Origin of the sequence: Halospina denitrificans, assembly GCF_004364635.1 — a bacterium.
Taxonomy (GTDB): domain Bacteria; phylum Pseudomonadota; class Gammaproteobacteria; order Pseudomonadales; family Oleiphilaceae; genus Halospina; species Halospina denitrificans.
Map to the genome: position 1 here is coordinate 97,591 of NZ_SOAX01000005.1, position 23,629 is coordinate 121,219.

21 protein-coding genes are annotated in these 23,629 nt (G+C 60.1%); 19 read left to right on the forward strand and 2 right to left on the reverse strand.

What is annotated here, in order from left to right; translation table 11 throughout:
- Positions 1-316: 316 nt before the first annotated feature.
- The 16 genes from DES49_RS11280 to DES49_RS11355 all read left to right on the forward strand — a co-directional run bounded on the left by DES49_RS11280 (position 317) and on the right by DES49_RS11355 (position 16,346).
- Complete coding sequence (locus DES49_RS11280; protein ID WP_133736532.1) at positions 317-1,315, forward strand: RluA family pseudouridine synthase; 999 nt, start codon at positions 317-319, stop codon at positions 1,313-1,315.
- Entirely contained in the window at positions 1,312-1,959 is a 648-nt protein-coding gene (locus DES49_RS11285; RefSeq protein ID WP_133736533.1) for an HAD family hydrolase, read from the forward strand. The genes DES49_RS11280 and DES49_RS11285 overlap by 4 nt, the downstream gene beginning before the upstream one ends.
- A gap of 34 nt (positions 1,960-1,993) precedes the next feature.
- Positions 1,994-3,043 carry a S49 family peptidase gene (locus tag DES49_RS11290; RefSeq protein WP_133736534.1) on the forward strand — a complete coding sequence of 350 codons (1,050 nt, stop codon included), beginning with the start codon at positions 1,994-1,996 and terminating at the stop codon, positions 3,041-3,043.
- Positions 3,044-3,087: 44 nt separating this feature from the next.
- A complete protein-coding gene (locus tag DES49_RS11295) occupies positions 3,088-3,654 on the forward strand; it encodes a YceD family protein (RefSeq protein ID WP_133736535.1) in 567 nt (188 codons plus the stop codon).
- A 36-nt stretch (positions 3,655-3,690) separates the two neighbouring features.
- The gene (rpmF, locus tag DES49_RS11300; RefSeq protein ID WP_133736536.1) at positions 3,691-3,870 is read left to right on the forward strand and encodes a 50S ribosomal protein L32; all 180 of its coding nucleotides are present in this window, start codon (positions 3,691-3,693) and stop codon (positions 3,868-3,870) included.
- A 7-nt stretch (positions 3,871-3,877) separates the two neighbouring features.
- Positions 3,878-4,885 (forward strand): phosphate acyltransferase PlsX, encoded by a 1,008-nt coding sequence (gene plsX, locus DES49_RS11305; protein WP_279591381.1) that lies wholly within the window; start codon positions 3,878-3,880, stop codon positions 4,883-4,885.
- Positions 4,886-4,902: 17 nt separating this feature from the next.
- Positions 4,903-5,835 (forward strand): ACP S-malonyltransferase, encoded by a 933-nt coding sequence (fabD, locus tag DES49_RS11310; RefSeq protein WP_133736537.1) that lies wholly within the window; start codon positions 4,903-4,905, stop codon positions 5,833-5,835.
- 28 nt (positions 5,836-5,863) lie between these two features.
- Positions 5,864-6,610, forward strand: a complete 747-nt coding sequence (fabG, locus tag DES49_RS11315) for a 3-oxoacyl-ACP reductase FabG (RefSeq protein ID WP_133736538.1) — start codon at positions 5,864-5,866, stop codon at positions 6,608-6,610.
- A gap of 132 nt (positions 6,611-6,742) precedes the next feature.
- On the forward strand, positions 6,743-6,976 hold the full coding sequence (acpP, locus tag DES49_RS11320) for an acyl carrier protein (RefSeq protein WP_133736539.1): 234 nt from the start codon (positions 6,743-6,745) through the stop codon (positions 6,974-6,976).
- A 100-nt stretch (positions 6,977-7,076) separates the two neighbouring features.
- Positions 7,077-8,324: a beta-ketoacyl-ACP synthase II gene (gene fabF, locus DES49_RS11325; RefSeq protein WP_133736540.1), complete on the forward strand. Its 1,248-nt coding sequence runs from the start codon at positions 7,077-7,079 to the stop codon at positions 8,322-8,324.
- Positions 8,324-9,157: an aminotransferase class IV gene (locus tag DES49_RS11330; RefSeq protein ID WP_133736541.1), complete on the forward strand. Its 834-nt coding sequence runs from the start codon at positions 8,324-8,326 to the stop codon at positions 9,155-9,157. The genes fabF and DES49_RS11330 overlap by 1 nt, the downstream gene beginning before the upstream one ends.
- On the forward strand, positions 9,157-10,227 hold the full coding sequence (gene mltG / locus DES49_RS11335) for an endolytic transglycosylase MltG (RefSeq protein ID WP_133736542.1): 1,071 nt from the start codon (positions 9,157-9,159) through the stop codon (positions 10,225-10,227). Before DES49_RS11330 ends, mltG begins: the two co-directional genes overlap by 1 nt.
- Positions 10,220-10,861: a dTMP kinase gene (gene tmk, locus DES49_RS11340; protein WP_133736543.1), complete on the forward strand. Its 642-nt coding sequence runs from the start codon at positions 10,220-10,222 to the stop codon at positions 10,859-10,861. The genes mltG and tmk overlap by 8 nt, the downstream gene beginning before the upstream one ends.
- 108 nt (positions 10,862-10,969) lie before the next feature.
- Positions 10,970-14,155: a bifunctional proline dehydrogenase/L-glutamate gamma-semialdehyde dehydrogenase PutA gene (gene putA, locus DES49_RS11345; protein ID WP_133736544.1), complete on the forward strand. Its 3,186-nt coding sequence runs from the start codon at positions 10,970-10,972 to the stop codon at positions 14,153-14,155.
- Between the two features lie 36 nt (positions 14,156-14,191).
- Positions 14,192-15,673: a sodium/proline symporter PutP gene (gene putP, locus DES49_RS11350; RefSeq protein WP_133736545.1), complete on the forward strand. Its 1,482-nt coding sequence runs from the start codon at positions 14,192-14,194 to the stop codon at positions 15,671-15,673.
- A gap of 55 nt (positions 15,674-15,728) precedes the next feature.
- Positions 15,729-16,346: a MiaE family protein gene (locus tag DES49_RS11355; protein ID WP_133736546.1), complete on the forward strand. Its 618-nt coding sequence runs from the start codon at positions 15,729-15,731 to the stop codon at positions 16,344-16,346.
- Between the two features lie 135 nt (positions 16,347-16,481).
- On the opposite strand, the gene DES49_RS11360 is transcribed toward DES49_RS11355, so the two are convergent.
- Both DES49_RS11360 and DES49_RS11365 read right to left on the reverse strand, forming a co-directional pair.
- Positions 16,482-17,228 carry a UDP-2,3-diacylglucosamine diphosphatase gene (locus tag DES49_RS11360; protein ID WP_133736547.1) on the reverse strand — a complete coding sequence of 249 codons (747 nt, stop codon included), beginning with the start codon at positions 17,226-17,228 and terminating at the stop codon, positions 16,482-16,484.
- Complete coding sequence (locus DES49_RS11365; RefSeq protein WP_133736548.1) at positions 17,225-17,734, reverse strand: peptidylprolyl isomerase; 510 nt, start codon at positions 17,732-17,734, stop codon at positions 17,225-17,227. The genes DES49_RS11360 and DES49_RS11365 overlap by 4 nt, the downstream gene beginning before the upstream one ends.
- A gap of 130 nt (positions 17,735-17,864) precedes the next feature.
- Here DES49_RS11365 and DES49_RS11370 point away from each other — a divergent pair, with 130 nt between their 5' ends.
- From DES49_RS11370 to DES49_RS11380, 3 genes are all read left to right on the forward strand, one after another.
- Positions 17,865-19,541: a glutamine--tRNA ligase/YqeY domain fusion protein gene (locus DES49_RS11370; protein ID WP_133736549.1), complete on the forward strand. Its 1,677-nt coding sequence runs from the start codon at positions 17,865-17,867 to the stop codon at positions 19,539-19,541.
- 176 nt (positions 19,542-19,717) lie between these two features.
- On the forward strand, positions 19,718-21,097 hold the full coding sequence (gene cysS / locus DES49_RS11375) for a cysteine--tRNA ligase (protein WP_133736550.1): 1,380 nt from the start codon (positions 19,718-19,720) through the stop codon (positions 21,095-21,097).
- 213 nt (positions 21,098-21,310) lie between these two features.
- On the forward strand, positions 21,311-23,491 hold the full coding sequence (locus tag DES49_RS11380) for a malate synthase G (RefSeq protein ID WP_133736551.1): 2,181 nt from the start codon (positions 21,311-21,313) through the stop codon (positions 23,489-23,491).
- Positions 23,492-23,629 lie beyond the last annotated feature (138 nt).

The window sequence follows — 23,629 nt, forward strand, 5'->3', positions numbered from 1 at the left end:
ATCGGAATCAATATCGGGCCGGACACCTGTGTTCACCTGGTCAGCTGCCAGCCACCCTCTACAATGGGCGTCAACTTGTCGGCCGGCATGGTGACGGTCTTGTTCAAAGCTGTTGGTCTTGCCTGTTTTCCGGACCCCTGGACACCTTATGTCACCGGGAAGCCATTTCAAACCGGACCCGTAAGCACTATAATCCCGGGCTCGATGGCTTGCTTGCACACGCGTCGCATGCAGAACGGGAAAACAGCTGGCAATATAGCAGTATTCCATAGCCCCATCAACGATCTGCAATCCAGTGGTAACGAGGAAACAGTGCATGCCGGGCCAGTTCCGTCCCGAGGACAATACAGCCGCTGCAGACAACAGGCCCCGCGTGCAGTGGCTGGAAGTGGCGCCGGAGTGGGCCGGGCAGCGTCTTGATAACTTTCTGCTCGGGCGATTCCGTGGTATTCCAAAGAGTGTCATCTATCGGGTTATCCGGAAGGGTCGGGTGCGGGTCAATCGCAAGCGGGCGCGGCCGGACTACCGCATCGTCGCGGCCGACCAGATCCGGGTGCCGCCGTTGCATGTACCGGAGGCGGGACCCGAGAAAGCCCAGCCCGGAGCACGCGTTCAGCGTCGTATGACTGACGCGATCCTCTACGAGGACCGGGACTTCCTGGTTGTGAATAAACCCTGTGGCATCGCGGTTCATGGGGGCAGTGGTATCGACTTCGGGTTGATCGAGACACTGCGTGCGGCTCGCGACGACCGGTACCTGGAGCTGGTTCACCGTCTGGACCGGGATACCTCCGGCGTGATCCTGGTCGCGCGGCGGCGCTCAGCGCTCAAGGCCCTTCAGGATCAGTTCCGCGAGAAGACCACGCGTAAGGCCTATCAGGTGCTCGTGATGGGCGACTGGCCGGATGATCTCGACCGCGTGGATCAGCCTCTTCGGCGCACGGAGACTCCATCGGGTGAGCGCATGGTTCGGCCTGATTCCCGGGAGGGGCGAAGCGCGGAGACCCGGTTTCGGGTCCTGGAGCGATTTGCGGGTTATACTCTACTGGAAGCCATGCCCATTACCGGGCGGACGCACCAGATCCGGGTTCATGCTGCCCTCAAGGGTCATCCGGTGGCCGGGGACAGCAAGTATATGGACGATGCAGCGCTGGCCGCCTGGCGAAAAATCGGCGGCGATCGCCTGATGCTTCACGCGCACAGGCTGACCCTTGCCTCCCCCGGCGAGGACGGACAGAAAATGACTTTTGAAGCCCCGCTCGAGGAACGTTTCCGTAAACGTCTCGAGCAGCTTCGACAGCGGGAGAGCGGATGAGTTTTGATGTTGTTATATTCGACTGGGACGGAACCCTCGTGGACTCAGTCGACCACATTGCGGCAAGCCTCGAGCAGGCGGCCGGAGACCTTGGCTATCCCCGGCGCAGCCGTGAAGAGCTGCGCCACATTGTGGGACTCGGTATGCAGGAGGCGCTCGAACACCTGTATCCGGGGATTTCCCAGCGGGAAATTACGGAGCTGCGGGAGGCCTACGCCCAGTATTTCTTCAGTCGCGATACCACACCGGAAGACCTTTTCTCCGGTATTGACAGTTTGCTGGATCGCCTCAGGGGCGAGAAGCGGCGAATGGCCGTTGCCACCGGCAAGAGTCGCCCGGGCCTGGACCGGGGGCTTGTTTCGAGCAGGCTGGGTCCCTACTTTGAGTTGACACGCTGCGCCAATGAAACGGCCTCCAAGCCTGACCCGCTGATGCTCCGCCAGATCCTTGATGTTACCGGGGTGAACGCAAGCCGGGCAGTTATGGTGGGTGATACCATCTATGACATGGAAATGGCGCGGCGTCTGGGGATGCCTGCCATTGGCGTGACCTGGGGCGTGCATTCACAGGATCAGCTGGGGGCGCATGGGCCCGTTGAAATTGTCTCCGACCGTCACGCGCTCGAAAGAGTGCTTTTTTCGTAACACCAGGCACCAAGTATCAAATTAAGGAGTACGTATGTCCGAGTGGGATTCTGATGACGCAGAGTGGGGCGCACCCGCTTCACGTGGGAGCGATGGCGGGGCGGGTGGTTCCGCGCGGGATCAGGGAGGCGCACCGGATGAGAGCTCCAAGGAATGGCGCCTGATCGAGAAAACCATGCTCTCCATGCAGGCCGAGCAGCGTCGCAGCCGTCGCTGGGGGATTTTCTTCAAATCCATTGGTTTTCTGTATCTGATCTCATTGCTGTTTCTCTTTCAGTCTCCTTTCAGCGGCGATGTGCCAGCCCCGGATGCCGGCGGCGCACACACAGCGTTGGTGGACGTGCAGGGGGTAATAGCGAGTGACCAGGATGCGAGCGCCGATAACCTGGTTACCGCAATGGAACGGGCCTTCGGGAACGAGGACTCCAGGGCGGTGATCCTGCGCATTAACAGCCCGGGAGGCAGCCCGGTGCAGGCCGATTATGTGTATCAATCCATCAACCGGTTGCGCGACGAGTACCCCGACAAGAAGCTCTACGCAGTGGTTTCGGATATTGGTGCTTCTGGAGCCTATTACATTGCCGCTGCCGCCGATCGCATCTTCGCGAACCCATCGAGCCTTGTCGGCTCCATTGGCGTCAGGGGTGGTGGATTCGGGTTCACCGGTGCCATGGAAAAGCTCGGTATCGAGCGGCGTCTATACACGGCTGGAGAAAACAAGGCATTCCTCGATCCATTCCTGCCGGAGGACGAACAACAGGTGGATTTCTGGGAGGACGTTCTCGCAGAGACCCATGATCAGTTTATCCAGCGGGTTCGGGAAGGGCGCGGGGATCGTCTCAAGGAGGATAAGGCCGAGCTGTTCTCGGGCCTTATCTGGACCGGTGATCAGGCCCGCGAACTCGGTTTGATTGATGACTTCGGCTCCGCAGGCCAGGTTGCCAGAGAGGTTGTGGGCGAGGAGAACATCGTGGATTACAGCTACGAGCCGTCGCCGCTCAAGCGCCTGATGCGCCAGCTGGGCACCTCTGTTGGAGAAGGGGTGTTCAACACCCTGCTTGAATCCGGTCCGAGGCTCAGGTAATGGGCTTTGACATCAAGCCCGTGCGGCAATAGAATCGCGGCCTTATGTCGAATTCTGAGCTCCCCCTGTTTGTTGATTCGGTAAAACCGTTCGAACAGGGGTCGGAACGCACCGGGCAGTTACCGGTTGCCGGTTTCAAGCGTTTGCTTCCCCTGCTTGTCGATGACAGCGGTGATGTGGACGTCAGTCTGGTGTTCTCGTTTGATGAGGACAAGCGGCGGGTTATCGAAGGCCGGCTGTCCGCGACGCTCAACGTTGAGTGTCAACGCTGCCTTGAGTCGATGGCCCTGCCGGTTGCGTCGGAATTCCAGGTGGGCGTGGTTGACTCCGAGGCATTGGCCGAGCAGTTGCCGGCGGAGCTTGAGCCGGTGGTAGCGCAGGAACGGGAGATTGATGTCCGCGGACTCATCGAGGATGAACTCATCATGAGTCTTCCGGAATTCCCGCTCCACGAGTCGGAGCAGTGCGCCGCCACGGCAACACTCGAGCGGATAAACAAGAGCGCGGATGCGGATTTTGAGCAGGCGCGCAAGAAAAGGGAAAATCCTTTTCAGGAGGCACTGGCCGGACTCGGGAGCTCGGGGTCCAGGGGCCAGGAGCCGGATCAATAGAATCAGATAGCAGACAAGACTCCAGGAGTAACCAGTATGGCTGTTCAGAAGAATCGCAAAACCCGTTCCCGTCGGGGCATGCGTCGGTCCCACGATAGCCTGCGCAAGCCGGCGCTTTCCATGGATCCGACAACCGGTGAAGTTCATCGCCGTCACCATATCTCTCCGGATGGTTTCTACCGGGGTAAGAAGGTGATTGAAACCCCGGAAGACTGAGGTTCCATTGCCGGGCCCTGACATCATCATCGCGGTTGACGCCATGAGCGGCGACCGGGGCTGTGAGCCGGTGGTCAGGGCCGCGGAATCCGCAGTATCCGAAAACAGGGCCTTGAGGATTGTGCTGCTGGGGAGCAAAGCAATTCTCGAGGCCTTTTTAATGCGTGACCATGAACGCATCGAAGTAATCGATGCGTCTCAGGTGGTTACCATGGATGAGAGGCCGTCTCACGCACTGCGCCATAAACAGTCCTCGTCAATGGCTGCGGCGCTTCGCATGGTTGCGGAGGGCCGCGCGGATGGCTGTGTCAGTGCTGGCAACACGGGGGCTCTCATGGCCATGGGGCGCAGTATCCTGCGCACCTACCCCGGTATAGACAGGCCCGCGATCATCAAGCGGGTCCCCTCCTTCACCACACCGACCTATGTTCTCGACCTTGGTGCCAATGTCGATGCTGGCGCGGAGAACCTGTTCCAGTATGCGGTGATGGGTTCACTGATGGCGCGTGCCATTGAGGGTATCGAGAACCCCCGGGTTGCCCTCCTGAATGTGGGCGCAGAAGACGTGAAGGGCAATGAGCAGGTGCGTCTTGCATCGCACATGCTCGCTTCACAGAGTACTGTTCACTATATCGGCTATATTGAAGGAGATGACCTTTTCCGTGGTGTGGCGGATGTGGTCGTGTGCGATGGATTCGTTGGTAACATTGCCCTGAAAACCGGCGAGGGTGTTGCGGAGTTGCTCCGCGACCTGATCCGGCTATCCTTCACACGCGGTTGGTATGGACGGCTTATCGGGCTTCTTGCCGCGCCGTTACTCAAGCGGCTCGGGCGCCGTATGGATCCCGCCCTGCACAACGGGGCCAGTTTTATTGGCCTGCGGGGCGTGGTCATCAAGAGTCACGGTAACGCGGATACAACGGGGCTGAATGCCGCCATCCATCAGGCCTGCAGTGAAGTGGAGCAGGGCATACCGAAGCGACTCAGTGAGTCACTGGAACAGATCGACTTTTAACCAGACAGGGTGCATCAATGCCAATAGCTGTTGTATTTCCGGGGCAGGGATCACAGTCCGTTGGAATGCTTTCCGAGGCAGCGGAACAGTGGTCAATTGTGGGTAAAACCTTTGATGAGGCCTCAGAGGTTCTTGGTTATAACCTCTGGAAGGTCTGCCAGGAAGGACCCCAGGAAAGTCTTAACCGCACGGACATAACCCAGCCCGCGCTTCTCGCCAGTAGTGTAGCGCTGTGGCGGGTCTGGAATGAGCTTGGAGGCCCGGAGCCAGGGTTTCTCGCCGGGCACAGCCTGGGTGAATACAGTGCGCTTGTGGCCGCGGGTTCAATTGGTTTTGCGGATGCCGTCGAGCTCGTGCGTGTGCGCGGCGAGGCAATGCTGGGTGCGGTGCCCTCCGGGGACGGGCGCATGGCGGCGATTCTCGGGCTTGATGATGAGCGGATTATTGCAATCTGCCAGGATCATGTTGCTGACGGAGTGGTTGAGGCCGTGAACTTCAATGCCCCTGGACAGGTTGTTATCGCCGGCGGACGTGCCGCGGTTGATAAGGTGGCTGATGCCTGCCGCGAGGCCGGTGCCAAGCGGGTGATGCCGCTGGATGTCAGCGTTCCCTCGCACTGTGCCCTGATGCAGCCAGCCGCGGATCGCATGGCCGGGGCGCTTGCGGGTTGCAGTGTTAGTGACGCGGCAATCCCGGTCGTGCAGAATGTGTCTGCTGCGGCCGTTACCGATGCGAATATGATCCGGGAGAACCTGTATTGGCAGCTTATCTCCCCGGTGCGCTGGACTGACTCCGTACGCTATATGGCGGAGCAGGGAGTAACGGCGATGGCAGAGTCGGGCCCCGGTAAGGTTCTGTCGGGATTGGCGCGCCGTATCGATCGGAATCTTGGCTGTTTCCCTACCGAGACACCGGCTCAGATGGAATCAGCTCTGGAGGGCTGCCGTTAAACGGCAGGGTCACGAACAACAACAGGAGATGAGGATGCTTCAGGGGCAGGTGGTACTGGTTACGGGTGCCAGCCGTGGCATCGGTAAGGCCATACTGGAAGGTTTTGGCCGTGCTGGAGCCACGGTGATCGGCACGGCCACATCGGAATCGGGGGCCTCCGGTATTTCCCACGAACTGGGCAAGGAAGGCTGGAATGGTGACGGTATTGTAATGAACGTTGGCGACCCGGAGAGTGTCTCTGCGGGAATCAGCCAGGTCACCCAGGCCTATGGGGCGCCTTCCGTGCTGGTAAACAACGCGGGCATTACCCGTGATGGCCTGGTCATGCGGATGAAGACGGATGACTGGGAGGATGTGATCAGCACGAATCTGTCAGCGGCCTATCGTACGAGTCAGGCCGTATTGAAAGGTATGATGAAGGCGCGTTGGGGGCGTATCATCAATATCAGTTCCGTGGTTGCCTCCATGGGAAACCCCGGACAGGTGAACTATGCGGCGAGCAAGGCCGGTGTTGAAGGTCTGACACGCTCACTTGCCCGGGAAGTGGCCAGTCGCGGCATAACCGTCAATGCGATCGCTCCCGGGTTCATCGAGACGGATATGACCCGGGCCCTTGACGACAAGCAGCGTGAAGCCATGCTGTCCGCGATCCCCGCCGGGCGGCTGGGAGAGGCTTCGGAAGTTGCTGAACTGGCGGTCTTTCTGGCTTCCGGCGCAGCAGGTTACATCAATGGTGAAACCATTAATGTCAATGGCGGCATGTATATGAATTAAACGGTTTATAGTGCGTGTTGTAGGCGCGGTATAAACATCGGAATACCCCCGCTCTGGTTCGCTTGTCTGCCGGGGGGGATTCAACTAAACTGGCACGCCAGCACAGCTTGGTGAAGAAAAAAAGAGGACATTATGAGTACAATTGAAGAGCGCGTTAAGAAGATCGTTTGTGAGCAGCTTGGTGTGAAGGAATCCGAAGTCCAGAGCACCTCTTCCTTTGTGGAAGACCTTGGGGCCGATTCCCTGGATACGGTTGAGCTGGTCATGGCGTTGGAAGAGGAATTCGAAACTGAGATTCCCGACGAAGAGGCCGAAAAGCTCACAACGGTGAAGGACGCGGTCGACTATATTGAGTCGCACACCTGAAACGCGCCCTGTTCAGACACCAGGCCAAAAGCCGCCCCGGAACAGGGCGGCTTTTTTAATGGATAGCCCGCCCTGGGCACTGTGTTGAAGAGGTTCCTCTATGGCCGCAAGGCGTGTGGTTTTGACGGGATGCGGGGCCGTGTCGCCACTTGGCAATACGGTCGCCGATAACTGGAAGGCGATTGCCGCCGGAGAAAGCGGTATCGGGCCGATCGAGCGGTTCAATACTGAGGGATACTCAACCCGGATTGGCGGTGCGATACGCAACCTGGAGGTCAGTGATTACCTCCCTCCCAAAGACATCCGCAAGATGGATGCCTTTATCCAGTACGGACTTATTGCCGCTTACGAGGCCATTGAAACGAGTGGCCTCATGATCGGGGATGGACCGGATCCCGACCGTGTGGGTTGCGCCATTGGCTCGGGCATCGGCGGTCTGGAGTATATCGAGAAGAACTTCCATGCCCTTAGGGATCACGGGCCTCGTCGCGTGTCTCCGTTTTTTGTTCCCGGATCCGTGATCAATATGGTCGCCGGAAATCTCGCCATCCAGTATGGCTTCTGCGGCCCCAATATCGCGATTACCACGGCCTGTACCACCGGGACCCATAACATTGGGTATGCGGCACGCACCATCGCCTATGGCGATGCGGATGTGATGATCGCCGGCGGCGCCGAGATGGCGACAACGCCGACAGGCCTGGCTGCGTTCGCCTCGGCGCGTGCCCTTTCAACCCGCAATGAGGAGCCGGAAAAGGCCAGCCGTCCCTGGGATCGGGGGCGGGATGGCTTTGTGCTGAGTGACGGTGCCGGCGCCGTTGTGCTTGAGGAGCTTGAGCATGCACGGGCCCGGGGTGCCACAATCCTCGCGGAAGTGGCGGGTTTCGGGATGAGTGACGATGCCCATCATATAACCTCCCCGCCGGAGGACGGGCGTGGCGCGGCCAAGGCCATGAGTAATGCCCTGCGTGATGCCGGGATGGAGCCGGAGCAGGTGGACTACGTCAACGCCCACGGCACCAGCACGACGGTGGGGGATGTGGCGGAAGTGGCCGCGGTCAAGAGTGTCTTCGGTAGCCACGCCCGGAACCTGTCGGTCAGCAGTACCAAGTCAATGACCGGTCACCTTCTCGGCGCCGCGGGCGCGGTCGAGGCCATCTACTGTGCGCTGGCCATTCGGGATGGCCTGCTGCCTCCGACGATCAACCTTGATGACCCCGATGACGGCTGTGACCTGGATTTTGTACCGCACAAAGCCAGGCACTCGGTTGTCAACGTGGCGCTCTCGAATTCGTTTGGTTTCGGGGGAACCAACGGGACCCTGATCCTGCGACGCCCGGAGCCGTAATGACCCGGGGTATTGAGTGGGTCTGGGCTGATAACGGTGATTCTGTCCCGCCAGACGATCGGGGGCTTGCCTATGGTCAGGGTGTTTTTGAAACCATGCGCCTGGAGCCGGAAGGTCTGTTGCTGGAACAATACCATCGTGAGCGTCTGCTCCATGGCTGCCATGCGTTGGGAATTCCCTTCCATAGTGACGGCTTCGCGCAATGGCGGGCCGCTGCTAGTCAGCGGGGCCTGCTTGATGCGCCGGGAGCGGGCCGGTTCCTGAAGCTGACGGTTACGGCAGGGTCCGGCGGTAGAGGGTACCGTATGCCGCCGGCGCCCCGCGCCCGGGTTATTACGGCGACAGCGCCTCTGCCACAATCCCCCCTTCCGGGCGAACCGATTCGGGTTCGCGGTTGCCGGCAGTGCGTTCAGCCCCGGGTTGAACGCCAGGGCCTGAAAACGCTGGACAGGCTGGATCAGGTGCTCGCCAGTATGGAGCTTGCCAGCGATGACTTCGAAGGACTCATGAACGATTCCAATGGCTATCCTTTGGAGGGAACCCGGAGCAATATCTTTGTTCTGATGGGGGACACGCTGGTGACACCACCGGCTGAGCGTGTTGCTGTGCACGGAACACTGCGCCGCTGGCTGGGCGTGCCCCTTCCTGAATTGGGCCTGCGGTTGGTGGAGGGGGATCTCACGCGCGCTATAATCCAGAAGAATGGGCTTATGCTTGGCAACAGTGTCATGGGCCTGGTCAACGCCACAGTGCTGGATGATCATCCACTTCCGGTCACCGATGACGCCGCGCGGCTACAAGAGAGTGTTATCAATTGGTTGGGGCTTGCCTGATGCGTTTCAGATACCTGGTTGCGGTTGCATTCGTGGCGCTAATCCTTGGCGTCACGGCCGCCGGCGTTTTCCTTTATGAGAAGCTCTCCGCTCTCGAAGAACCGATAGTTCTGTCGGAACCAGCGTTCATCGAACTTCAGCGCGGTACGTCTTTTATTGGCCTGGCAAGGGAGCTCGAGCGGCGGGGTTTCGTTGAGGATGCTTTATGGATGCGAATCAGGGGGCGGCTTGAACCGGAATTGACCGGCATCCAGTCCGGCTATTACCAGCTCGAGCCCGGCATGTCGGCGCTTGACCTGGTCCGCCGAATTGTCCGTGGTGAGACGCATACCTGGTCGGTGCGCCTGCCGGAGGGGTGGACGTTTTCCCGTATCCGCGAACGGCTGAAGGAGCAGGAGCATCTGGGCCAGGTCCTGGACGAGGTGCCACCCAGGGCGGTCATGGAGAAACTGGGTAAAGAGGATATGCATCCCGAGGGTTGGTTCTTCCCGGCAAGCTATGAGTATCAAAAGGGCGACACCGACCTTGATGTTCTGCGACAGGCCCATGAGCGGATGACGTCCGTGCTGTCGCGCGCCTGGGCATCGCGGGCCGATGATCTCCCCTTCGACTCGGCCTATGAGGCGCTCATTCTTGCCTCGATCATTGAGCTCGAGACGCCATTGTCGAAAGAGAAGCCCCGGGTCGCCGGCGTCTTCGTGCGCCGGCTTGAGCGCGGAATGCGGCTGCAGACGGATCCCACCGTCATCTATGGGATGGGCGAGAGCTATGACGGGCGGATTGGCAGCTCCGACCTGCGTGAAAACACTTCGCACAATACCTACAGGATTGATGGCCTACCGCCGACGCCCATCGGCATGCCGGGTGAAGCCGCGATTCAGGCCGCGGTTAATCCTGCGGAGGGGGAGGCCCTGTATTTCGTAGCCCGTGGTGACGGGTCCCATTATTTTTCGCGGACCCTGGAAGAACATAACAAGGCGGTCCGGCGTTTTCAGCTTAATCGTGGCGAGGACTATCGCTCCTTCCCAGCCCCTGCTCCGGATGCAAGCGAGGACGGTACGGATGAATGACGGTGGTCGGGGACTCTTTATCACCTTTGAGGGCACCGAGGGCGTTGGCAAATCCACCGCGATCCGTCTTGTGTCGGAGTATCTGACGAATCGTGGCATTGACCACCGGGTTACCCGAGAGCCCGGTGGAACCCCATTGGCGGAGGAAATCAGAGCCCTGCTTCTTGCTTCCCGCGAGGAGGCAGTGGACCCGACCACTGAATTGCTCCTGATGTTCGCGGCCCGGGCCCAGCACCTGGCCCGCCTGATCCGCCCCAGCCTCGACGGTGGGCAATGGGTGCTGTGTGACCGCTTCACTGATGCCACCTACGCCTACCAGGGCGGCGGACGCAACCTTGACGCGGAGCTAGTAGCAACCCTGGAGCAATTGGTTCAGGGGGATCTGAGGCCGGATCGAATCTTCTGGCTGGATGCGCCGGTGGCAAAAGGCATGGAGCGGATATCTGACCGCGCCGGCGGTAAGGATCGCTTCGAGACCGAGCGGGAACGATTTTTTGAGCGTGTACGCGCTGTCTACCGGGAGCGGGCACAGACCCTTCCGGAGGCCTACCGCCGGATTGATGCCGCCCAGCCACTGGAGGTGGTTGAGCAGGCCCTATACCGGGAAACGGCTTCATTGATTGACCGTTGGTAACATAACGTTTGATTCCCGTGCACTTCTGTTAATCCTCTGCTTTAATGACCTGATCGGGTAAGTAAATCTCAATCCGTGACGCCCGTCATTGAGTGGAGGTCCTTCTTTATGTATGAAGCCAGTCGGGTGCTCGACCCGTCGTTCCCCCGCGACGATCTGGATTACCTCTGGCAGGGAATCGTCGAGAACCACTACACAGATGAATCGGCCTATCTCGAGTCCCTTCTCGCCATCTCGGAGCCCAGTGATCGCGAACGCCAGGCCATCGCGGACCGGGCCACTGGATTGATCCGCAAGGTGCGCGAGCAGGACGACTCCGTTCACATGGTGGACGCGCTGCTCCAGGAGTACAGCCTGGACACCGAGGAGGGCATCCTGCTCATGTGTCTGGCCGAGGCGCTCATCCGCATCCCCGACGCGCATACCGCCGATGCCCTCATCCGGGACAAGATGGGGGATGCGGACTGGAACAAGCACCTTGGTCGCAGCGAATCGGTGATGGTTAACGCCTCAACCTGGGGCATGCTCCTTACCGGCCGTGTTGTACGCATGGACCCGGGGCTTGACGGCCATCCCAAGTCGATCTGGCACAAACTGGTGAATCGCTGCGGCGAGCCTGTGATCCGAAAGGCCATGTATCAGGCCATGGCCATCATGGGTCGTCAGTTCGTGCTTGGCCGGGATATTGATGAAGCGCTTCACGAAGGGCGCCAGTACCGGAACCAAGGTTATACCTATTCGTTTGATATGCTGGGTGAGGCGGCGCTGAATGACTCCGATTCGTCGCGTTATTTCAATGATTACTGGAGCGCCATCGAGTCTGTGGGCAGCGACAGCTATCCCCGCGGCGAGCAGTCCATGCCATCGGTGTCCATCAAGCTGTCAGCGCTGCACCCACGGTATGAGCGTGCACAGCAGGACCGGGTGCACAAGGAACTTACCACGCGGCTTCTCAGACTGGTCCGTTTTGCCCGCGAAAAGGGCGTTCCCTTGACGGTGGATGCCGAGGAGATGGACCGCCTGGAACTGTCCCTGGAGGTGTTCCGGACGGTCTATGAATCGGATGCCTGTCGGGGCTGGGGGGAATTCGGCCTGGCGGTACAGGCCTACTCGAAGCCGGCGTTGCCGGTGCTGTGCTGGATTGCGGCCCTGGCGCGCAAGCAGGGCGATCGCATCCCGGTTCGTCTGGTCAAGGGCGCGTATTGGGATACCGAAGTCAAGCACGCGCAGGTGCTGGGCGTGGAAAGCTACCCGGTCTATACGCGCAAGGAAGGGACGGATGTCTGTTTTCTGGCCTGCGCGCGTTTCCTGCTCAGTGAGTACGCCCAGGGCCATATCTTCCCGCAGTTCGCCAGCCACAATGCGCACACGGTCGCCTCCATCCTGAACATGGCCGAGGAAAACGGCGCCGACTACGAATTCCAGCGCCTTCATGGCATGGGTGACGCGCTCTATGCGGTTGTCATGCAGGAAGTCCCCAAGATTCCGGTCCGCATCTATGCACCGGTTGGTGCTCACAAGGACCTGCTCCCTTACCTGGTTCGACGGCTGCTGGAAAATGGCGCCAACTCCTCCTTCGTCCATCGACTCGTGGATGCGGAGACGCCCATCGAGGACCTTGTAGGTCATCCCGCCGATGCGCTGCGCTCACACGAGCAGTTCCCGGATCTGCGCATTCCGCGCCCGTCCGGTATCTACGGGGAGGAGCGGCGCAACTCCCGGGGGCATAACCTGGCGGTTCTCTCCGAACTCAATCCATTCATGGAAGGTCTCCGCAAGTGGTCATCCCATGAATGGCAGGCCACGCCCATCGTTAATGGTGAGCGGTGCAAGTCCGATGCCCGTACGACCGTGACCTGCCCCCATGACCAGTCCCGCAAAGCGGGCATCATGAGCTGGAGCCGGCCGGATCTGGTTGAAAAGGCGTTGAAGACGGCTCATGAGTCATTCGAGGGCTGGAATCAGACACCGGCTGAACAACGGGCCCGTTGTCTGGAAGCCTACGCCGACCGCATGGAAGCGAACGAGCACGAACTGATCGCCCTGTGCAGCCGGGAAGCTGGTAAATCGCTGCTTGATGGTATCGCAGAGGTGCGCGAAGCGGTGGATTTCTGTCGCTATTACGCCATGCAGGCACGTCGCCAGTTTGCCGAGCCCATGGAGATGCCGGGGCCAACAGGGGAATCCAACGAGTATTACCTGGAAGGGCGGGGTGTGTTCCTGTGCATCAGCCCCTGGAACTTCCCGCTGGCGATTTTTACCGGCCAGATCATGGCGGCATTGGCTGCCGGCAATACGGTGCTTGCCAAGCCCGCCGAGCAGGCATCACTCATTGCCTATCGGGCGACGGAGCTGATGCTGGAGGCCGGTTTCCCGCCCGGTGTCATCCAGCTGATACCAGGAGAGGGGGCGGGCATCGGCAAGCAGGTGCTTTCGGACCCGAGGCTCGCCGGGGTTACTTTCACCGGTTCCACAACCGTTGCCCACATCATCAGCCAGACCTTGGCCGCGAGGAAAGGTCCCATCATTCCGTTGATCGCGGAAACCGGGGGCCAGAACGCGATGATCGTCGACAGCAGCGCGCTGCCGGAACAGGTGGTCAAGGATGTGATCATGTCCGCCTTTGGCAGTGCCGGTCAGCGCTGTTCCGCGCTGAGGGTGCTCTATGTCCAGGACGATGTTGCGGATGCCATTGAGGAAACCCTCGCCGGAGCGATGCGGGACCTCAGGCTGGGTGATCCGGAAAAGCTTGAGACGGACGTCGGGCCGGTGATTGACCGCGACTCCTACCGCGTCCTGATGGGGCATGTGGAGGAACTCAGGGCGTCTCACCGCATTGTGGGAGAGGCGCCGCTGGCGGATAGCTGTGAGAGGGGCTTCTTTGTGCCCCCGGTCGCCTATGAGATCACCAGCATCGAGTCGCTGGACCAGGAGTATTTCGGGCCGATCCTGCACGTTGTGCGGTATGACGCTCAGGATCTGGATAAAGTGATTGATGAAATCAATGGCGCCGGCTATGGGCTGACCCTGGGCATTCACAGCCGAAGCGAGTCCACGGCGGCGTACATTGAACGCCGCGTCAAGGTCGGCAACACCTATATCAACCGTAATCAGGTCGGCGCCGTTGTGGGCGTCCAGCCCTTCGGCGGTCGCGGACTGTCCGGGACCGGCCCCAAGGCTGGTGGGCCGAACTACCTGCCGCGCTTCGCGACGGAGCGCGTCAGGAGCAATAACACTACGGCGGCGGGAGGCAATGCCACGCTCCTGTCACTGGGTGTCGAGGAAATAGGCTGAACAACAACAAACGGGGAAACCCGATGGAGCCGAACCATGGTTGAAAACACAGGTGTCGTTATCGTCACTTTTATTATCTATCTGCTGGTCATGCTGGGCCTTGGCCTGGTGGCCTATCTGCGCACCCAGAATCTGTCGGACTATATTCTGGGTGGGCGTAACCTGGGGCCGATCCCCTCGGCTCTGAGCGCCGGTGCGTCCGATATGAGCGGTTGGCTGCTGATGGGCCTCCCGGGTTTTGCCTATGCGGCGGGTCTGCAGGCAACCTGGATTGCCGTTGGTCTTCTGATCGGCACCTGGGCCAACTGGCTGCTGGTTGCACGGCGTCTGCGGAATTACAGCGCCGCGGCCAAGGATTCGCTGACGATCCCGTCTTTCCTGGAGAATCGATTCCGGGACGAAACGCGGATCCTCCGTGTCATCGCAGCGTTCTTCATACTGCTTTTCTTCCTGTTCTATACCAGTTCCGGGCTTGTAGCTGGCGGCAAGCTGTTCGAGACCGTCTTTTCCATGCCGTACGAGTGGGCGGTTGTTGTCGGCACTATTGCCATCGTCTCCTACACACTGTTTGGCGGCTTTCTGGCCGTATCCTGGACGGATGTTATCCAGGGGCTGATGATGCTGCTTGCGTTGATGCTCGTGCCAGTGCTCGCCATCAATAGTGGTGAAGTTGGTGGCTGGAGTGGCATGAAGGCGTCAATGCTGGATGAAGGTTCGGGCATGCTGGGCTTCTTCACCAACGCTGAGGGTGAAGCGCTTGGCTTCATCGCCATTGTCTCGCTGCTGGCGTGGGGGCTGGGTTATTTCGGCCAGCCTCACGTTCTGGCGCGCTTCATGGCGATCAGCAGCCAGGATCGGGTGCCCTACGCGCGTCGTGTTGCCGTGTCCTGGTCCGCGCTGACCCTGCTGGGCGCGCTCTTCGTTGGCTTCGCTTCCATTGCCTTTTTTGAGGGCGAGGGGCTCGAAGACGGCGAGCGGGCCTTCATGATGCTGGTGGATGCCCTTTTCCATCCGGTTATTGCTGGCGTTCTGCTGGCGGCAATCCTTGCGGCTGTCATGAGTACGGCTGACTCCCAGCTTCTGGTCTCGTCTTCGGCCCTGGCGGAGGACTTCTATAAGGGCTTTTTCCGCCCGGACGCGGATTCCGTTGAGCTGGTGCGTATTGGCCGCGCAGGGGTGATCGTTATTGCCGTGCTTGCCTGTGTGATTGCGTTGGATGACGACAGCATGGTCCTGGATCTTGTGTCCTATGCCTGGGCCGGCTTCGGCGCCGCGTTCGGACCAGTGATTCTCATGTCACTGTACTGGCCCCGCATGAACCGCGGAGGTGCTCTTGCCGGGATAATCGTGGGCGGCGTTACCGTCGTGGTCTGGAATATGCTGGAGGGCGGTCTGTTCGATATGTACGAGATCGTCCCAGGCTTCCTGTTTGCCATTATCGCCATTGCGGGTGTGTCGCTGGCGACCGGCGAGCCGGAAAAAGAGATCAGCGATGAGTTTGAGAAGGTCAACGGCTAGGTTGCACTGGCGCCTGAGCCGGGGGTATTCTCGCGCTTTTTGAGGGAGCACGGGGATGCCCCAGATCGACCTTTCCCATATCCATGAATTCCTGCCTTGCCCCACGCCCTCGGCCTGGGTCGAGGCAGCCCTCCGGAATCAGGATCTACTCCTGATCGATCACGCGCATTGTGAAAAGAAGGCCGCCTCAACGGCGTTGGGCCTGATGTATCGCTATATGGACGATCCGGATCTGCTGCATCGCATGTCGCGCCTGGCGCGGGAGGAGTTGCGGCATTTCGAGCAGGTTCTGTCGATTCTCCAGAAGCGTGGCATCGACTACGGCTACCTGTCGCCGGCCCGTTACGCCCAGGCACTGCACGCCCATGCCCGCAAGGAGGAGCCTGGCCGGCTGGTGGACACGCTCATCATCGGGGCCATTATCGAGGCGCGTTCCTGCGAGCGGTTTGCCGCCATTGCGCCCCATCTCGACGAGGAGCTTGCCGAGTTCTATAACTCGCTGCTGAAGTCTGAGGCCCGACACTACGAGGATTACCTGAGGCTGGCGGAGAAGGCTGCGGGTCATCGCGTCGAGGAACGCGTATCGGAATTGCTGGGGGTTGAGCGTGAGCAGATTGAGGGGCCGGATGAGGTGTTCCGGTTTCACAGCGGTGTGCCTGGTTTTGTTACCTAGCCTGTTGGGGTAGGGGGTCAGTGATCGGGGACGGCCACACGGGAAACGCTGTAAATACGTCCCTGTACGCTGCTCTTCCGCCATCCATGGCTCCAGAGCTTCCCGTGAGGCCGTCCCCGATCACTGAGTTCAGGTTCAGGGTTGGGCGCCCAACTCGGTGAATGACACTGAGAGCAGTTCGGGGGCATGGCCAGGTGCAGCTTCGATGTACCAGGCCTTCTCGTGCCAGTCTCCGGTCACATAGCGGGTGGCGGGCCGGCCATTGGCCGTCAGTTGATGGACTGCAGGCCTGTGGGTATGGCCATGGATGAGTCGCTGAACGCCCTGTGATTCCATGGCCGAGACCACTTCCTCCGGCGTGACATCCATGATGGCCTGTTCCTTGCCCTGATTCTTGGCCTGACTGATCTCCCGCAGCTGGCGAGCAACCATCTGGCGCTCCGCCAAGGACCGCTTCAGGAAGGCCTGCTGCCACTCCGGATTACGCATTTTGGCCCGAAACTCCATGTATTCGGTGTCCGCCGTGCAGAGGCTGTCACCGTGCATCAGCAGTGTGGGCTCGCCGTAGAGGTCAATACAGGTCGGGTCGTCCAGCAGGGTTGCCCCGATCCGGTCGCAGAAATCCTGTCCGATGAGAAAATCCCGGTTGCCGTGCATCAGATAGAGGCGCGTACCTGTGGCATGGACCTGCTTCAGGGCCCCGGCCACTTCCTCCTGCAAGGGAGTTCGCTCGTCGTCCCCGATCCAGTTCTCGAAGAAATCGCCCAGTATGTAGAGCGCATCAATGTTCCGGGCGTATCCGTCCAGGAAGCCAAGGAAGGCGTCGGTGACATCCCGTCGGGATTCCTCCAGGTGCAGGTCCGCGATGAACCGGGTGGTCATGATTCACCTTCGCCATCAACAAGGCGTGCCTCGTGGATAAGGATCTCATCCACCGGAACGTCGCGGTGCCCCGCGCGGGCGGTGGTAGGGACTTCGCGGATGCTGTCCACAACGTCCATGCCTTCAACAACCTGCCCGAAGACGCAGTAACCCCAGCCGTCCTGGGTTTTGGCGGTGTGGTCCAGGAAGCCGTTATCGTTCACATTGATGAAGAACTGGGACGAGGCTGTATGCGGGTTCATGGTGCGTGCCATGGCAATGGTTCCGCGCTTGTTGCTGAGGCCGTTGTCCGCCTCGTTCTGGATCGGGGCGCCGGGCCTGTGCGGCTCCATATCCGGCCCGAATCCGCCGGTCTGGATCATGAAGTTGCTGATGACCCGATGGAAGATCAGTCCATCGTAGAAACCGTCGCGCACGTAACTCTTGAAATTCTCGGTGGTAATCGGGGCATTATCCGGGTCGGTTTCCAGCACAATGCGGCCCTTACTGGTTTCCAGAACGACCATGAAACTATATCCTTTCGCATTCAAACGGGGCGTATTGTAAGGCATCCATCATCCGGGTGCATGAGATCCTTGCAAGCAGTGCGTATAATGGCCGATTTTCACATTCCACTCCGGCGGTGTCAGGAATTCTATGAGCGCAGAAGCAAATCAGTCCGGTAACTTCATCAAAACCATCATCCAGGACGACCTGGAGCAGGGCCGTCACGACCACATTGTGACCCGGTTTCCGCCGGAGCCCAACGGTTACCTGCACATCGGCCACGCCAAGTCCATCTTCGTGAATTTCGGGATGGCCGAAGCCTTTGGGGGTGACTGCACACTTCGCTTTGACGACACCAACCCGGAGAAGGAAAGCCAGGAATACATCGATTCCATCAAGCGGGATGTTGAGTGGCTGGGCTATGAATGGAAAGGCCCGGTCCGGTTTGCATCGGATTATTTTGACCGGCTCTATGAGTACGCTGAAGAGCTGATTCGCAACGGTCACGCTTACGTTTGCAGTCTGGATCCGGAAACGGCCGCTTCCTACCGGGGGACGCTCAAGGAAGCCGGGAAGAACAGCCCGTATCGGGATCGCTCGGTCGAGGAGAATCTCGACCTGTTCCGTCGCATGCGGGCCGGGGAGTTCGCCGAGGGTGAACACGCGCTGCGGGCGAAGATCGATATGGCCTCACCGAACATGAACCTGCGTGATCCCATCCTGTACCGGATCCGTTTCCTGCACCACCACCAGACCGGCGACAAGTGGTGCATCTATCCGATGTACGATTTCACCCATCCGTTGTCCGACGCGGAAGAGGGGGTGACCCACTCGCTCTGTACCCTGGAGTTCGAGGATCACCGTCCGTTGTATGATTGGGTCCTCGAGAACGTGACGCCGCCGTGCCGGCCTCGGCAGATTGAGTTCGCCCGGTTGAACGTGAACTACACCATCACCAGCAAGCGCAAGCTGATGCGCCTGGTGAACGAGGGCTACGTGGACGCCTGGAATGACCCGCGCATGCCGACGCTCTCCGGGATGCGCCGGCGTGGCTTTACGCCGGCGTCCATTCGCCAGTTCTGCGATATGGTGGGCATCAACAAGACCGGTGGAACCGTGGACCTGGGTATGCTGGAGCACGCCATTCGGGATGATCTGAACAAGCATGCACCCCGGGCCATGTGTGTGCTGCACCCGGTGAAGCTGGTGCTGACTAACTACCCGGAAGGACAGCGGGAAAGCCTGACCGTGCCGGTGCATCCCCAGGATGAATCCATGGGTACCCGGGAGGTGACCTGGACCCGGGAGCTCTATATTGACCAGAACGACTTCGCTGAAGTGCCGCCGCGTAAGTGGAAGCGGCTTTCCCCGGGTAATGCGGTGCGGCTGCGGGGAGGGTATGTGATTACCTGTACGGATTTTGTGCAGGATGATGAAGGCAATGTTACGGAGATTCATGCGGAATACGATCCGGCTACGCTTGGGGTCAATCCGGAGGGGTACAAGCCCAAGGGGGTGATTCACTGGGTGTCGGCGGAGACGGCGGTGGATCTGGAGTTGCGGCTCTATGACCGCCTGTTTGGGGTAGAGAATCCTGGAGCGGATAAGGAACGGGATTATATTGAGGATCTGAATCCGGAGAATCTGGTGACCCTTTATGGGTGCAAGGGCGAGGAGAATCTGGCGGAACCTCGGCGGGATATTGCTTACCAGTTTGAGCGGGAGGGGTATTTCTTCTTTGATCCCGAGGTGAGTGATGGGGATCGGATTGTTCTGAATCGGACCGTGACGTTGCGGGATTCCTGGGCCAAGGTCAGTGGTCAGTAGTCTGGTAGTGTCGTGCGGGATCAGCGACCGGGGAGGACTTTCCGGGAATCGCTGTGAATACGTCCCTGTACGCTGCCCTCCGCCATCCATGGCTCCGGAGCTTCCCGGAAAGTCCTCCCCGGCCGCTGATCCTCCGGCTACGGGGTTGGTTAATCATGTCAGGAAATGGAGATAGTGTGATCCAGCTATACAGTACGCTCAGTCGCAAAAAGGAAACTTTCCAGCCGATTGAACCAGGGAAGGTTGGGATCTATGTGTGCGGCATGACGGTGTATGATTACTGTCATCTGGGCCACGCACGGGTACTGGTGGCGTTTGATGTGATCACGCGCTATTTCCGGCATCGGGGCTACGACGTTCATTATGTGCGTAACATCACCGATGTGGACGACAAGATACTGGATCGTGCGCGGGAGAACGGTGAGGATTTTCATGTGCTCACTGACCGCATGATCGAAGCCATGCACGTGGATGAGGGGGCGCTCGGGGTGTTGCGGCCGAACGAAGAGCCGCGCGCTACCGAGTACATGGACGAGATGATCGACATGATCCGGACCCTGGTGGATAAGGGGCATGCGTATCCGGCGGACAATGGGGATGTTTACTTTGCCGTCTCGACCTTTGATGACTACGGCAAGCTGAGCCGGAAGAAGCTGGAGGATCTGGTTGCCGGTGCCCGGGTTGAGGTTCAGGAAGCCAAGGCCAGTCCGGCGGATTTCGTGCTCTGGAAATCCGCAAAGCCCGGCGAGGTCAGCTGGCCGTCGCCCTGGGGCGAGGGCCGGCCCGGCTGGCACATCGAGTGCTCCGCTATGTCCCGCTCCCGACTCGGGCGCACCTTCGACATCCATGGCGGCGGCCCGGACCTGATGTTCCCGCACCACGAGAACGAGATCGCCCAGTCCGAGTGCGCCCATGAGCAGCCGTTCGTGAACTACTGGATGCACGCCGGTGCGGTGCGGGTGAACCACGAAAAGATGTCCAAGTCCCTGGGCAACTTCTTCACCATCCGCGACATCCTCCAGGAACACGACCCGGAAGTGGTGCGCTATTTCCTGATCTCCAGCCACTACCGCAGCCAGATCGACTACACCCCGGACAGCCTCGCGGATGCGAGGTCCGCACTGATGAAGTTCTACCAGGCCCTGGATGGTGTGGAGCCCGCAAAGGACCCGGCAGAAACCGAGCACGACCAGCGCTTCATGGCTGCCATGGACGACGACTTCAACACTGTCGAAGCCACAGCGGTACTGCACGCGGTCACGGCAGAACTTAACCGGTGCAAGAAAGCGGGCGAAACCGAACAGTCCAGCGCCATGGCAGGTGTTCTCAAACGTCTTGGCGGTGTGCTGGGCGTTCTCGAACGTGAACCGGCTTCCTTCCTCCAGGCCGACACCGGCGACCTGAATGCGGACCGCATTGAAGGGCTTATCGAAGAGCGGCGTCAGGCCAAGAAAAACAAGGACTTCGGTGAAGCTGATCGCATTCGGGATGAACTCCTGGAGCAGGGTATCGTTCTAGAAGACAGCCGGGAAGGAACCACCTGGCGACGCGAGTAAACCACTCGGCCTGTAAATTCAGAGCTAGTTTGCCGTAGAATACGCGCACGAATTTAGAAGGCGGGTGGGGGAGCCCGTTCCGGGAAGCTCCGGAGCCATGGATGGCGGAGGGCAGCGTACACGGACGTATTCACAGCGATTCCCGGAACGGGCTCCCCCACCCGCCAAAGCACCAAACCCGAGATTTACCAAAAGCAATCCGAGGCAAACAACATGACGGAACGCGTGAACGCAGGGGGCCTGCAGGTCGCCCGACTCCTTTACGACTTCATCAACAACGAAGCCATCCCCGGCACCGGCGTCGACCAGGACCACTTCTGGAACGAATTCGGCCGCATCGTCGCCGACATGGCGCCGCGCAACCGCGACCTCCTCAAGTTCCGGGAAGACCTGCAGGCCAAGATCGACAACTGGCACCGCGAAAACAAGGGCCAGCCCATCGATCTGGAGAGCTACAAAGGCTTCCTCAAGGACATCGGCTACCTCAAGCCGGAAGGCGAGGATTTCACCGCCACCACCGCCAACGTCGACGACGAGATCGCGCGGGTCGCCGGCCCCCAGCTGGTCGTGCCAATCTCCAACGCACGTTTCGCGCTGAACGCCGCCAACGCCCGCTGGGGCAGCCTCTACGACGCTGTCTACGGCTCCGACATCATCCCGGAAGAGGGCGGCGCGGACAAAGGCCCCGGTTACAACCCGGTTCGCGGCGAAAAGGTCATTGCCTACGCCCGTGGCGTTCTCGATGAATCCGCACCGCTGGCCCAGGGCAGCCACAGCGACTCCATCCTGTACCGCGTCGATGGCGGCAAGCTGGTCGTGAAGCTCAAGGACGGTTCCGAAACCGGTCTGAAGGATCCGGCCCAGTTCGTCGGCTACAAGGGCAGCGAGTCCGAGCCCGAATCCGTACTGCTGGTGCGCAACGGCATGCACCTGGAAATCCAGGTCGACGCCAGCCATCCGATCGGCCAGGACGACCCGGCGCACGTCAAGGACGTGGCCACGGAATCCGCCCTGACCACGATCATGGACTGCGAGGACTCGGTTGCGGCGGTTGATGCCGACGATAAGACCGGCGTCTACCGCAACTGGCTGGGCCTGATGAAGGGCAGCCTCGAGGAGAGCTTCGAGAAGGGCGGCAAGACCGTTACCCGTAAGATGAACGCCGACCGCGATTACACCGGTGCCGATGGCAAGCCGCTGAGCCTCCAGGGCCGCAGCCTGATGCTGGTGCGCAACGTGGGCCACCTGATGACCAATGACGCCATCCTGGACAGCGACGGCAACGAAGTGCCCGAGGGCATCATGGACGGCATGGTCACTTCCCTGATCGCCATCCACGACCTCAAGGGCAATAGCAAGGTCGCCAATAGCCGCACCGGCAGCGTCTACATCGTGAAGCCCAAGATGCACGGCCCGGAAGAAGTGGCGTTCACCAACGAGCTCTTCGGCCGCGTCGAGGACGCCCTGGGCATCGCCCGCAACACCCTGAAGGTTGGTGTTATGGACGAGGAGCGCCGGACCACCGTCAACCTCAAGGAATGCATCCGCGAGGCGAAGGACCGGATCATCTTCATCAACACCGGCTTCCTGGACCGCACCGGCGACGAGATCCACACCAGCATGGAAGCCGGCCCCGTGATCCGTAAGGGCGAGATGAAGCAGGCGCCCTGGATGACCAGCTACGAGGATTGGAACGTGGACATCGGCCTGGAAACCGGCCTCAAGGGCCGCGCCCAGATCGGCAAGGGCATGTGGCCCATGCCGGACAAGCTGGCGGCCATGATGGAAGCGAAGATCAGTCATCCCAAGGCCGGCGCTAACTGCGCCTGGGTCCCATCACCCACGGCGGCAACGCTGCACGCCATCCACTATCACCAGGTCAACGTGATGGCGGTCCAGGACGAACTGGCCAAGCGCGAGCGCGCCAGCCTGGACAACATCCTGACGATCCCGCTGATGAAGGATCCCAAGTCCCTCAGCCAGGACGAGATCAAGCAGGAGCTAGATAACAACGCCCAGGGCATCCTCGGCTACGTCGTGCGCTGGATCGAGCAGGGCGTGGGTTGTTCCAAGGTGCCGGACATCAACGATGTGGGGCTGATGGAGGACCGCGCCACCCTGCGGATCGCCTCCCAGCTGCTGTGCAACTGGCTGTACCACGGCATCTGCACGGAAGAGCAGGTGATGGAGACGCTCAAGCGCATGGCGAAGGTTGTGGACCGTCAGAACGAGGGCGACCCGAGTTACATCCCCATGGCGGATGATTTCGAAGGTAACGTGGCCTTCCAGGCAGCCTGCGACCTGATCTTCAAGGGTCGCGAGCAGCCCAGTGGTTACACGGAGCCGCTGCTCCATGCCTACCGCCGTAAGGCCAAGGCTAAATACGGCCAGTAAACAGAAAACCCCGCTTCGGCGGGGTTTTTTATTGGCAGGATGCCAGAGGTTGCGAAGGAGGGATCGGGGACCGCTTTCAGGGATACGCTGTGAATACGTCCCTGTACGCTTGCTTCCGCCATCCATGGCTCCAGACAA